Here is a 12,722-nt window from a genome sequence, read left to right on the forward strand (position 1 = left end):
GCGAGCTCGAAGCGAGGCTCGGGGCCGCAGGTGATCCGGCGAACCCGGCGGGGTTCGGTGGCATGGTCGCGAGGGACGCCGCTGGTGCGCCGCCGGTCGGTCTCGCCGCCCTCGCGGGCGGTCCGTTGCGGCGGGTGTTCGCGCCCCGCGACGACAGCGAACGACTGGACCTCGACCAGGCCCTGCTGGTGGTGCGGGTGGCGGCCCGCCGGGACGTCACCGTCATGCCCGCCACCATGTTCAACATCACGGCCGTGACGCAGGTCCTCCTCGCCGGTCGACCGGACCAGCGGGCCCGGGTCCTGGCTGTGACCGAGGCGGGCGGGGCGCTGGGCTTCGCCGGCCTCGAGGAGGAGACGGCGGGTCTGTTCGCCACCCGCTGCCAGCTCGGGAGGGAGGGGAGCGGTCACCGGCTCGACGGCGGCAAGTGGCTCGTCGGGCTGGGGGAGGACCCCGACGGGCTCGTCGTCCTCTGCAACGACGGTGGGCGGGGGCCGGCGGCCTTCTCCCTGGTCCTGCTGGATCAGGAGTCGGCGCGTGCCACGCGGTCCCCCTCGGACAGCCGTGCTTCCGGGTTCCGGGGAGTCAGCTTCGGGAGGTTCCACTTCGCCGGGCTGCCCGTGCGCGCCGACCAACTCGTCGGTGGGCAGGGGGAGGGCATGGAGATCACCCTCCGTTCCCTTCAGGTGGTGCGGCTGGTCAGCCTCGCCGCGAACCTGGCCGGCTGCGACACCGCTCTGCGGTTGGCCTGGGGGTACGCCGTGGGCGGCGCGGATCGACGGCTCCAGACCGGCCCGGACGCGGTGACCCGCCAGGATCTGGCGGTGGCCACGACGGCGCTGGCCGTCGCCGACCTCGTCTCGGCTGTCGCGGTCCGGGCGGCCCAGGTGGTGCCGGGCTGGGCCGCCACCGGTGCGGCGCTGGCCAAACGCCTGGTGGGCGAGTTGACCTCGGAGGCGGTGGCCCGTTGCTCGGACGTCCTCGGGATGCGGGGGCTGCTGACCGACGGGCCGTTGCGTGCCTTCGACGTGGTGCGGCGTGACCTGGCCGTCGCCCGCTACGTCGACACCTCACCGCAGGACCTGGTGCGGGAGCTCGGTACCCGGCTGGACGCGGCGCACCGCGTCGGAGGAGCCGGGCGGCCGGCCGACACCGGACTGGTGCCGCGCGTCTGCGCCCTGGACGGTGACCTCCCGCCCTTCGGGCTCGCCGCGTTCACCCTCGCCTCGGCCCGTCCCGACCCGCTGGTGCCCGCACTGCTCGAGGTGGCGCCCACCATCCAGGCCGGTCTCACCGAGCTGGGGGACTCGGGCCGGGACGCCCTCACCGCGCTGACGGCGCTGCTCACCGAACTCGGTGCGGAGGGCCGGGGAACCGGCGACCGGGAGGCCGCACCCGGGAGCACCGCGAGCCGGGTCGACAGGCACTGCGCGCTGTGGGCCGGGGCGGCGGTGACCCTGACCTGGTGGCACAACCGGGGGCTCCCCCTGTTCGGGTTGCCTCCCGGGTCGGTCGACTGGGTCGCTCCCGCCCTCAACCTGGTGCTGGACTGCGCCCGAGGTGGCCGGTTCCGGCTCGACGCGAGGTCGGCGGAACAGGCACTGGTGGTCGCTCGCGCCCTCCTCGACGGCGACCGCCTGGTGTCGGCGGTGGCGCTGCCCCTCGTCAAGAGGGGGGCGGTAACGCGCGGGAACGCAGCCGAATGCCTCGCGGCCGCCGTGCCCCAGAGGTGACGGCCCGGGCCGGTGGGCAGCGGGCCACGGTGGCACTCGGGGGAGCGCCGGGCACCGGGACCGCCGCCGTTCGGCGGCCGGAACGGCGAGCGGAGCGCCACCGTGCCCTGGTCACTCCCCGGCGGCCGCCCGACCCCTCCGCCAGGGCGGCCAGCCCGAGCGGGCGGTGACACCGGTCGACGAGACGGCAGGGCCCGTCCCGCCGGGAACGGCGCGTGGAGGAGGCTCCACCCTTCCCGGCCGGTGGCCCGGCGACGACACCGTGCCGACCCTTCGGTCGCTGGCTGGTGGCCAGGCACGCCGCCTGGCCGTACGCGGTCCTCGCCACGGTCCCGGATCGGCGAGGCTCCGGTGCCCCGCTCCCGTCGCGCCGAGGTGTGGGATCTCGTTCACGGGTACCCGACAGGAGGGCAGGGGACGTTCGAAGGACGAAGGGAGCGGGATCGTGACGACCGCGAGGGAGATCATGACACCGGGCGCGCGCTGTGTCTCCACCGAGGAGAGCGTGCGGGACGCGGCCAACCGGCTGGCGGAACTCGATGTCGGAGCACTACCGATCTGCGGTAACGACAACAGGTTGAAGGGCGTGATCACCGATCGGGACATCGTGGTGCGGGTGCTCGCGCAGGGCAAGGATCCGCGCGCGGTCCACGTGGGGGAACTCGCGCAGGGCGAGGCGGTCACCGTCGGGGCCGACGACGACTCGCACGAGATCCTCCGCACCATGACCCGGCACCGGGTCAGGCGGCTGCCCGTGATCGACGGCCACACCCTGGTCGGCATGGTGTCCCAGGCGGATGTGGCCCGGTCGCTCGACGACGCGGAGGTGGGCGAGCTGGTGGCGGCGCTCTCGGCCGACGGTTGAGCGGGCGGACAGCGTTCGTCCGCTCCCGTTCGCTGAGCGGCATCGCCGGTCGTCGCCTTCGAGCCGCCCAGCGCGGAGCGGTGGCGGCGACGTCCGCACCGGGTGCGGGGGTCCAGGCGTTCCCACACCCGGTGCCACCCGCCGATCTCCGCCCGTTCCCACCGGAGGCGCCCGCCGACGCGCTCGCCGGTCCCGGCTGACCTCGGCCGCCCAGGCTCCTCACGGAACCGGCGATGCGCTCCTCGGTTTCGGGGTCCCACCGAGCCCGCTCCACCGCCCGCCGCGTGTCGCCCACGTCACCCGGCACGTGGCGCCGCGCGCCGCCGAGGCGTGAGCACGCGGCGCCACCCGGCTGGGCGGCGCCTCCGCGGCCGCACCGGTTCCGCGCTCCGCGACGGGGCGCACCGATCCGCGTTCGCTCCGAGCGCTCTCCGCGCACGGGAAGCCACCACCGGGCCATCGTGGGGTGGCCCGCCGGCTGGCGGCGGAATGGCGCCCGCCGGGTGGGGCGCGGTGTCCCGAGCCCAGCCGGAGCCATCGAAGGAGGCTCCGGGCCGACGGCTGGCGAGTTCGCGCGCCGTCACACTCGCGGCGCGCGTTCCGCGGGACGGCCACCGCGTCGGGTTCGACCCACGACGAGGCGACCACGGTCCGCTCAGCCCGTCGAAGAGGAGGGCGCGCCGCCACCCCGCCCCGTGACCGCGTCGAGCCGGTGGTCCGGCCCTCACTCCCGCACCACGCGTCCAGCTCCGCACCAGCAACCGCTCAGGCGAGGCGAGGAGACTCGGCGTGGATCGCGCGCGGCCTGGACCGCGCACCCGCCCTCACCCAGTGGACGAGCCAGACCGGCGGCGACAGCGAGTCACCGAGGTCTCACCCAAACAGGTGAGACTGACCGGTGGTGACGCGGTCAGACCGCCCCACGTCTCCCACTATCCGTAGCCATCTCCGTAGTTTCCCCGCTGTCCTCGGCGCGTGTCCGCGAGAAGGTGGAACACGTCGACGAGCAGCGGCTGGCCCACCCCGACAGCGGTCAGCGAGACGGGAGCCCGTCGCGGTCGCGGAACGACAGAAGCCGGTTCATTCTTGCGCCAGACGACGGCGTAGGGGAGGGGAGCCTTCCGATGCACGTGGACTCCACCACACAGCCGTGCCCCCGGTGTGTGGGGCCCACAGTCCTGGTCACCGACCGCTCCGGCCGCCGCTGGCTGCACGTCGGCACCTGGCAGCCCCACTGCGGCCAACCCTCGTGGGTCAGGGCGAGCGAGCACTCCGCGACCCCCGCCGGCGCCCGGTGACCAACCGGCGACTTGGGTACCCGGCCCGCGTCCCGCACGAACGATGAGCCCCGCCGGTCGCGCCACGGCCGGTTGACTTCCCACCCTCCGAACCCCGATCCGCCCCGCCCCGCTGGTGCGCTCCCCCCGACAGAGCACCAGCCCGCCGGTTCCCCCGACGCCCGGACCCCGACCCGAGGCGTTCCGGCGGCCGGGCGGGCCGCGCCGCCGCCAGCGGCGCGCCGGGACGACCGGGGGCGTCCGGTGCCTGGCTACCCGGACGCCCCCGGCCCATCACCGCCGTGGGAGCGCTCCGCCACCCAGGAGGCGATCTGCGTCCTCGACCGGAATCCCAGCTTGCCGAGGATGTGCTCGACGTGCGTCTCAGCGGTCCGCCTGCTGATCACCAGCCGCTCGGCGACCGCCCGGTTCGACAGGCCCTCCGCCACCAGCCGCGCCACCTCCCACTCCCGCCTGGTGAGGACGACCGGGTCGCGCCCCGACTCGCGCCGGGCGCGCTGCCGTCCCAAGGCGTAGTCCACCGCCTCGGCGAGGTCGAAGCGCTCGCCGCGCGCGGCGGCGGCGTCGAACCGCCGGGAGCCCAACGCCGCGAACGACCTCTCCTCGCACTCGCGGTGCCACCGCACGTACGGGGCGAGTTCGAAGAGGTAGACCCCCAACGGGCGCCACAGCCGCCTGCTCGCGCCCAACAGGACCGCGGCCCGCTGGTGCTCCCCGCGCGCCGCCGCCACCCAGGCCAGCAGCTCCAACGAGTGGACGATGCCGAGGACGTCGCCGAAACCCTGCTTGATCTCCACGCAGCGGCGGATGTCGTCCGAGATCGAGGCCAGCTCCCCGGAAGCCCACTGGGCGAGGGCCTTCACCCACAGTGACCAGGACAGGCACCACTCGTCGCCGTGCTCGTCGGAGAGGCGAATCGCCTCCTCGCACAGCCGCACCGCCTGACCGGCGTCCCCCGCGAGCAGGGAGGTCACCGCGAGGTTCGGCAGGGACATGACCGTCAGCCCCGGCCACCGGCCGTCCGCGCGCCCGTCCTGGACGGCACGGGCCAGGTGCTCCTCGGCGATCTGGAGGCGCTCGTCCAACATCGCGCTGGTGCCGACCGAGTGGTCGACGTAGTGCAGGGCGTCGGCGTCCCCCGACTCCCGGGCCTCCTCGGCGGCACGCCAGGCACGGGCGAAACCGGTCGCGGTCTCACCCTGCATCGCGGTGACCATCCCGGCGATGGACAACGCGTGGATCCGGTCGTGGCTCGGCGTCTCGTCCTCGGCGAGGAGGCTGTCCAGCCAGTGGCGACCGTCCCGGAGCTGGCCTCGGGCGATCCAGAAGAACGCCAGGACCGCGGCCAGCCGTTGACCGGTCCTGGCCTCGCCGGGCTCGGTGCGGCAGAAGTCCAGCGCGGCCCACAGGTTGAACTGGTCAGCGCCGAGCTTCGCGATCCGGTCCCGTTGCCCGGGGCCGAACCACTCCTCGGCGTCCCGGCTGACCACCCCCAGGTAGTGGTCGCGGTGACGTCGCCGGAGGCTTCGGAGCCGGGGCCCGTCCAGGTGCTCCCGACCGAACTCGCGGATCGACTCCAGCAGCCGGTACCTGGCCTCGGCGCCGCCCGTGCTCCACTCCCGGCTCAGCACGGAGCGGTCGACCAGGCCCGCGAGCGCGCCGAACACCTCTTCCCGGGGGAGGCCGTCCCCCGAGCACACCTCCTCGGCCGACCTGAGCTCGAACGCCCCCGCGAAGACGGAGAGCCGGGCCCACAGCTCCCGTTCCCGGTCGTCGCAGAGGTCGTAGCTCCACTCGATCGCCGCCCGCAAGGTCTGGTGACGAGGCAACGCCGAGCGGTCCCCACCGGTCAGCAAGGCGTACCGGTCCTCCAACCTGGCCAGCACCTGGTGCACCGAGAGGGTGCGCATCCGCCCGGCCGCCAGCTCGATGGCCAGCGGCAGGCCGTCGAGCTGGCGGCACAGCCGCACCACCGCGTCCCGGTTGCCCTCGTCGACCCGGAATCCGGGGAGGACGGCGGCCGCGCGCTGTTCGAACAACAGGACCGCCTCCCGCTGACCGGCCCCCGCCCGGCCCGAACGGGGGACGTCGAGCGGGGGAACCGGCCAGATGTGCTCACCCGCCACCCGCAGTGGCTCCCTGCTCGTCGCCAGCACGCGGACCTCGGGTGCCTCCGCCAGCACCTCCGCGACGAGGGTCCCGCACTCCTCGACGAACCGGTCGCAGCCGTCGAGGACCAACAGGAGCCGACGTCCCCGCAGATGGGACAGCAGGGCCTCCCGAGGGCTTCGCCCCGACTGGTCGAAGACGCCCAGTTCCGCGCTGACCTCGGTGTCCAACAGCGAGGCGTCGGTGAGCCGGTCGAGGTCGACCAGCCAACACCCGTCCGGGAACGCCCGTTGCAGCCGGCGCGCCACCGAGATGGCCAGCCTCGACTTCCCGACCCCGCCCACCCCGGTCAGGGTGACCAGCCGCGACGTGGCCAGCAGCTTCCTGACCTGGCTGACCGCCTGCCGCCGTCCCACGAAGCTCGTCGTGTCGTCGGGAACCCGGCCCGATCGCGGCAGCGCGGCGCTGCTCACCGTCTCCCCCGTCCACCGCACATGGCTGACCGCCCACCTCGTCCGTCCTGGTACTCCAGGGTGCGACAGGGTGGGGGTGCCCGCCACCGGCCTAGCCGCGTTGCCTCGGCAGCAACGCCGAGCAGTCCGGCTCCGTCCTGGTCGGGAAACCTCCGACGATCTCGCGCGCCTCGAGGTCGAGGACGCTGATCCTGTTGTCACCCATCTGGGAGATGTAGGCGATCGGCTGGTCGGGGTGGAAGGACACCGCCGACGGGGGGCCGGAGAGCGGGATCCGCTCGATCGGTCGGAGGTCCCCGGTCAGCAGGAGAACGCTGTTCCCGGCCACGTCGGTCATCAGCAGCTCGTCGTCGGACACCGTGTACACCCGCAGCGGGTCCCCCTCGACGCTCACGGACTCCCGGACCTCCAGGGTGTCGGCGTCCACCGCCACCAGCTCGGCGCTCCGCCGGGACCCGACGTACAGGGTGCGTTCGTCCTGGCTGAGGCAACTCCCCTCCGGCATCAGGCCCGGGTTCATCAACTCGGGACCCGCGGTCGGGTCCTGCGGGCGGACCAGGCTCACCGTGTGGGACAACAGGCCCGTCACGTACGCCCGACTGCCGTCCCGGGTGAGGGAGAACAGGTGCGTCTTCACTCCTCCGGTCGGCACCGCCCTGCTCGGCGCGGTGTCCCGCTCGGGCTCGTCGAAGCCGAGCAGGACGGCCGAGGACTCGCTCAGCGCCCACAACCGGTCCTCGGAGTCCAACCGGACACCGTGGATCCGGTGGAAGGGCTGCGTGTCGATGGTGCGGACCAACTCGCGGGCCACCAGGTCCACCACGCACACCGCGGAACCCCCGGCACCCGAGTCCGAGGACATCCGCACGCCGTAGTGGCCGACGTAGGCGAGACGCCGACGGGAGTCCACCACCATCTCGTGCGGAAACGCCGGAAGCTCGACGGTGCCTACCCGACGTCCCGTGCCCGTGTCGTAGAAGCTGAGCGCGTGGCTCCCCTTCTCGACCAGAACGAGGACGTCGTCGTCCGGGGACCCCCTCCCGGCGTCCGCCGTCGCTTCGACCCTGTCCAGCGCATCGAGCACAACTGCCTCCCACGAAGAGCACTCCCTGGAGGGGCACACTATGCGTAGACGAGCCGTGACCCAATGAACGACAGGGGAATTCGTCGGACCTTCCTCGGGACGACCCTGAGCGGCCGAGTCGCGGTCCCGAGCGGCCCGGCACGCACCGTCACCGGTGCCATACCGGCCTGCCGGGTTCGCCTTCCCACCGCGCTTTTCCGTTCCCCCGCGCACACGGGTCCCCTCCCGCTGATCCGTTGCGTACGGCCAGGTCAGGCCACCTGCCCATCCTCGGACGAGTTCGCGAGGATGTCGCGGGCGAAACGCAGGGGAAAAGTCCCCACCCCCGCGAACACGCCCGGGCGGCACGCACCGTGATGTCGCGGCCTACGGAACCGAGGGCCGACCGGAATCGAGGGACGGCGTGGTTTTCCCGGGGGCCCGACGGCGTGTCGCCGAATGCGCGCCACATCGCGCCGCCCCGCCGCCGGCGGGCCCCAGCCCGTTCTTCCCGCGAACGCCACTACTCCATGAGGTCGCATTGTCACGAAGTGCGTTGTTCTCGGCGCCGTGATCGGTGATAGTCGAGTTGTCCGGACCGGGTGATCCCGGTCGGCACGAATCCGGGGAGGGGAGGACTGGGATCCGGACCGCCGCCGGTATCGGGGCGGGGAGCCCCGTTCCACCTGGCGACCACCCCCCGGACGCGGTTTCGGCGTCGGCTTCCCCCGACCGGCTCCGACCGTTCGCACGGGCACGGCTCGGGGGAGGCGAACCGATGGACCACTTCCCACGGCAGGCGGCTATTCAGGACCAGGCGACAGCGGAACCCCGTGACCTCCGCCGGTGGCGACGTCCCACGACGTCCCCCGCGTCCCGGCGACGCGGGAGGGCAGGTCGTGGATTCCGCCCTGTGCTCGTCCCGGGTGCCTGTCACCCGCCGAACCCCGGGTCCGGCCCCACCCGTCCACCGACCGGACGAGGCACCGCCGTCCCCGCACGCGGCCCCTCCGATCATCTCGGACACCGGCGAGCGACGACGTACCTGGCGTTGACAGGCACGCAGCAGTACCGAATCCAGGAGGCAACCGATGACGACGGGTGAACCGACCACCACCGCTGCGGGACGCCTCGCACGACCCCGGCCGGTCTCGTGGCCGGTGCAGGTGTTCCGCCCCTTCCCCGACTGCGACAACGTGGTGTTCGCGCGTACCGCGGCGCGGACGGACGCGTTCGGACCGACCTCGGCGGCGGCGGGTGCTCCCGTGGTGATCGGCTCCGCCGCCGGGCCCTCCGCCGACGACGCGACGCCGAGAGCCCGCTCGGAACTGCTGGAGCGGATGCAGAACATCCTGTCCGCCCGGGTCGAGGAGCAGCGAGCGGACATCGTCGCCAGCTTCGACGAGCTGCGCAGGTCCGGCAGGCTGGCCCTCGACCCGCTCTCCTGGCCGGAGATCACCGATCCCGGCTGGCGGCAGTCCCTGATGCTGTGGGTGCGGGGTTTCTCCCTGATCGAGGGGGACGAGGTGTTGGTGCCAGCCTCGGCGGTCTTCCTCCGGCACCGTCCCCCACCCCAGTGCCGGGGCCTGCTGTTGGCCGGGTCACCGGGGTTGGCCGCCCACCAGGACCCGATCAGCGCCGTCCGGCACGCCGCGCTGGAGATCCTGGAGCGCGACCTACTGGCCCGGGCCTGGTACGACGGCGCGGAACGGATGGTGCTGCCCGACACCTTCGTCCCGGAGGATCTGCGACGGCCGATCAGCACCCTGGAGCTCCGCTGCACGGCCTTCCTCATCCCCGGTCCGGAGGGCAGCGGGTGCGTCGCCGTCGCGCTCACCGACGCGGAGGGCGGCCGGCAGAGCTTCGGCGCGAGGGCGGTCCCCACCCTCGACGACGAGAGCCTGGTCTCCGCGGTCGGGGTCGCCGTCTACGAGGCCCTGATGGTGCGGTGGAGCATGCGCACCGGCGCGGCGGCCGCGGCGCTCGCCGCCCTCCGGGGGCGGGCCGACCGGGCTCCGCTGGATCCGATCCAGCACTCGGTGCACGCCTACCACCACCAGAACTCCCTGGCCGTCCTCCTCGAGGGCAGCACCCCGTACGAGCCGGGCTGGATCGAGGAACTCGACCAGCCCGGGCCGGAGGTCACCTCGGTGCTGGCCGAGTACGGAGGGGACGACGTCGTGGCGGTACCCACCACGCTCGACCTGCCCATGAACCGCGACACGGTGGTGATGCGGGTGGTCGCGCCGGCCGTTCGTCGGCTGCCGGCGGACGAACGGACGGAGTCCGCGCTGCACCCGGACGCCCCGCCTCACCCGTTCGGGTGAGCAGGGGGCCGACGTGGGTCGGCTCCCGCACGACCTGCCGGACCGACCACCGGTGAGTGGTGGGCCAGCGGGTGGACCGGATGCTCCGACGGGGGACGGGCGCCGCCAGGGACCGGCCGAGGCGGGCCCGTCGAGGGGATCCTCCGTTCGACGGCTCGGGTCGTCGGCCGTCCGGAACACGACCTGCGCGGACGAACGGACCCCTCGGCTGGTCACGCACAGCTACCACGCCGCCGGGTCTTGACCAGCCCAGGTGACGCTCGGTTGACTGGCCCCACCGTCGACGACGCACGCGCACGGACGGCCGAGACGGGACCAGTGACGTGATGGAGCCGCGGTGGGTGCTAGTCGGTCCGTGCCCCTCGGCGGCCCCGTCGGCTGCGCCGCGCGCCCGGCGACGCGCCAGGGCGGGGAGTGGTGGCGGTGGACGCACCCAGAGCCGGCTCCGCGGCTCCCACCGCCACCAGGACGTCCGACGAGGAGGAGTCCCGCACCGCCGGCCCAGTCGACACGGTGACACCACGACCCCCAGCCCGGAGCGCGGCCACGGGCGCCGCGTGTGAGGAGGAAGCCATGACCGTCTCGGTGGGCATCATCGGAGCAGGGCACCTCGGCACCCGGCACGCGCTCAACCTGCTCGAACTCGACGAGGCCCGCGTGGTCGCCGTCGCCGACACCGACGTCGCCCGCGCGGCCGACCTCGCCAGACGCTGCGACGCCCAGGCCCACGTGGACTACCGGGCCCTGCTGGACGATCCGAGCCTGGACGCCGTCTACCTCTGCGTCCCAGCCCACGAGCACGGCGGCCCGGAGCTCGCCGTCCTGGAACGCTCCCTCGCGCTCTTCGTGGAGCGCCCGCTCGACGTGGACCTGAGCATCGCCGACCGCATCGCCGCCGAGGTGGACGCGCGCGGCGTCGTCACCGCGACCGGGTGCCGCTGGCGATACCTCGACACCGTCGAACGGGCGGCCGAGGTGCTCGCCGACAACCCGGCGCGGATGGTCATCGGCGGCTGGGCGGCACGCACCCACGAGACGGCGTGGTGGGAGGACCAGCGGCGCATGGGCGGTCAACTCATCGAACAGACGAACCAACTGGTCGACCTCTGCCGGCTCCTGGTCGGGGAGATCGCCCAGGCCTGGGCCGTCGGGCGACCGACCACGTGCCCCCCGGAACCCGACGCCGCCGACACCTCGGCGGTGTCCCTCCGGTTCGCCGGGGGAGCGGCGGGGAGCTTCGCCGCCACCCCCGCGCCGTCCCCCAACCCCCGCCCCGGTCTGCGCGTCGTCGCGGAAGGGCTCGCGCTCGACCTGCGCAGCACTCAGCTCCTCGTCGACCACGGTGGGCGGTGCGAGGTCCACGACGCCCAGGCCGACGCCGTGCTGCGCGCCGATCGCGACTTCGTCCGCGCCGTCGGAGGGGAGGAGAACCGGGTGCGCGCCCCCTACACCGAAACCCTGCGCAGCCACCGCGTCGCCGTGGCCGTGGCCGAGGCGACCCGGACCGGGGGTGCGGCCGACCTCAGGTGGCACGCCCATGCCCACTGAGTCCTGGCCGGTGAGGTCCCTGGGGGTGCGGGCACCGGGCGTGCCCGACTTCTTCGACTCCGTCGAGGCGGCGCTGGGACCGGAGGAGTTCTGGGTCCGAACCCTGTTCAGCGGCCTCTCCTCGGGCGCGGAGGCGTCGTTCGTCGACGGGACCCACCCCTACCTGACGCACGGTTGGCACCGGGAACACGGCGTGTTCGTCCCCGGCGAGGCGGCGGTGGGATACCCGATCAGCCGCCTGGGGTTCATGGAGGTGGCCGAGGTCGTCGAGTCCCGCTCGCACGCGGTCCGACTGGGTGAGGTGCTGGCCATGTCCTACGGCCACCGCACCGGGCAGCGTTCCCGGCGGGACTACTTCTCGATGCCCGTGCCGCCGGACCTGGACCCCGTGCTGGGGATCTACCTGGCGAAACTGGGGCCGTTGTGCGCGAACGCGCTGCTGCACGCCGCGCCGGCTCCGGCGGCACGCCTGGGAGACGGGGTCCGGGACCGTGGCGTGCTGGTCACCGGCGCCGGCATGGTCGGCCTGCTGACCGCGCTCTTCGCCGCCCACCACGGCGCGGCCGTCGTCGTCGCCGACCGGGACCCGACCCGCCTGGCGGCGGCCCGTGGTCTCGGGCTGCCCACCGTCGACGAGGCGGAACTGCCTGCCTGGGAGTACTGCAAGAGCGCCTGGCGCCACAACACCGTCGAGCGGGGAGCCGACCTCGTCTTCCAGTGCCGGGGCACGGGGGAGAGCCTCGCCACCGCGCTCCGCTCGGTCCGCCCACAGGGCACGGTCATCGACCTCGCCACCTACCGCGACGGCCTGACCGACGTGGACCTCAGCCAGGAGTTCCACCACAACGGTCTGGTCCTCCGCGGCGTCCGCAGCGGCAGGTTGCCCGTGGGGACAGGGGCGGTGTGGGACCGTTCGAGACTGGCGGAGGAGACGGTGCGGTTGCTCCGCGCGCACGGTCCGGCGGTGCGGGAGCACGCGATCACCCACGTCGTCCCGTTCGCCCACGGCGTGGAGGCGCTGTCGGCGGTGGCGGACCGGCGGGTTCCGACCGTCCAGGTGGTGCTCGAGTTCTGACGCCGCGGGAGGGCGAACTCCCGGTGGCGACCGGTCAGGGCCCCGGGGCGGACGGCGTTGCTCGAGCCCCGGCCACCCCGTGCCCTCGGGTGGTGCCGCCCGCCCCAGGATCCGTGGGGCACGTTCCCCAGCTCAGTTCATCCACGTGCGTCACTTCAGTGCGAACCGAACCCATCCGTCCCGGCGACGACCCTCCCGCCACCCCGACCAACCCCCGACCCCGGTGTCGGG

At 73.8% G+C, this 12,722-nt stretch carries 7 protein-coding genes; 5 read left to right on the forward strand and 2 right to left on the reverse strand.

Going from position 1 to position 12,722, the window contains the following annotated elements:
* Positions 1-62: 62 nt before the first annotated feature.
* Positions 63-1,733 (forward strand): acyl-CoA dehydrogenase family protein, encoded by a 1,671-nt coding sequence (locus G443_RS03165; protein WP_162147284.1) that lies wholly within the window; start codon positions 63-65, stop codon positions 1,731-1,733.
* 445 nt (positions 1,734-2,178) lie between these two features.
* Entirely contained in the window at positions 2,179-2,598 is a 420-nt protein-coding gene (locus G443_RS03170; protein WP_026418103.1) for a CBS domain-containing protein, read from the forward strand.
* Between the two features lie 1,549 nt (positions 2,599-4,147).
* Here G443_RS03170 and G443_RS03175 read toward each other — a convergent pair.
* Together G443_RS03175 and G443_RS03180 are read right to left on the reverse strand one after the other, a co-directional pair.
* Complete coding sequence (locus G443_RS03175; protein WP_026418102.1) at positions 4,148-6,478, reverse strand: ATP-binding protein; 2,331 nt, start codon at positions 6,476-6,478, stop codon at positions 4,148-4,150.
* Positions 6,479-6,569: 91 nt separating this feature from the next.
* Positions 6,570-7,562 carry a YncE family protein gene (locus G443_RS03180; RefSeq protein ID WP_051313708.1) on the reverse strand — a complete coding sequence of 331 codons (993 nt, stop codon included), beginning with the start codon at positions 7,560-7,562 and terminating at the stop codon, positions 6,570-6,572.
* Between the two features lie 1,070 nt (positions 7,563-8,632).
* On the opposite strand from G443_RS03180, the gene G443_RS03185 reads away from it, so the two are divergent.
* The 3 genes from G443_RS03185 to G443_RS03195 all read left to right on the forward strand — a co-directional run bounded on the left by G443_RS03185 (position 8,633) and on the right by G443_RS03195 (position 12,491).
* A complete protein-coding gene (locus G443_RS03185) occupies positions 8,633-9,868 on the forward strand; it encodes a YcaO-like family protein (protein ID WP_026418100.1) in 1,236 nt (411 codons plus the stop codon).
* 573 nt (positions 9,869-10,441) lie between these two features.
* Positions 10,442-11,416, forward strand: coding sequence for a Gfo/Idh/MocA family protein (locus tag G443_RS03190; RefSeq protein WP_051313706.1), 975 nt, complete (start codon positions 10,442-10,444; stop codon positions 11,414-11,416).
* Positions 11,406-12,491 (forward strand): zinc-dependent alcohol dehydrogenase, encoded by a 1,086-nt coding sequence (locus G443_RS03195; RefSeq protein WP_026418099.1) that lies wholly within the window; start codon positions 11,406-11,408, stop codon positions 12,489-12,491. The genes G443_RS03190 and G443_RS03195 overlap by 11 nt, the downstream gene beginning before the upstream one ends.
* The last annotated feature ends 231 nt before the right edge of the window (positions 12,492-12,722 follow it).

The organism is Actinoalloteichus caeruleus DSM 43889 (assembly GCF_000429185.2).
Classification (GTDB): domain Bacteria; phylum Actinomycetota; class Actinomycetes; order Mycobacteriales; family Pseudonocardiaceae; genus Actinoalloteichus_B; species Actinoalloteichus_B caeruleus.

What these genes read in the sequence shown, in the direction of transcription:
- G443_RS03195 (WP_026418099.1), top strand. Translation starts at nt 11,406, where the DNA reads ATGCCCACTGAGTCCTGGCCGGTGAGGTCCCTGGGGGTGCGGGCACCG.
- G443_RS03185 (WP_026418100.1), top strand. Translation starts at nt 8,633, where the DNA reads ATGACGACGGGTGAACCGACCACCACCGCTGCGGGACGCCTCGCACGA.
- G443_RS03165 (WP_162147284.1), top strand. Translation starts at nt 63, where the DNA reads ATGGTCGCGAGGGACGCCGCTGGTGCGCCGCCGGTCGGTCTCGCCGCC.
- G443_RS03190 (WP_051313706.1), top strand. Translation starts at nt 10,442, where the DNA reads ATGACCGTCTCGGTGGGCATCATCGGAGCAGGGCACCTCGGCACCCGG.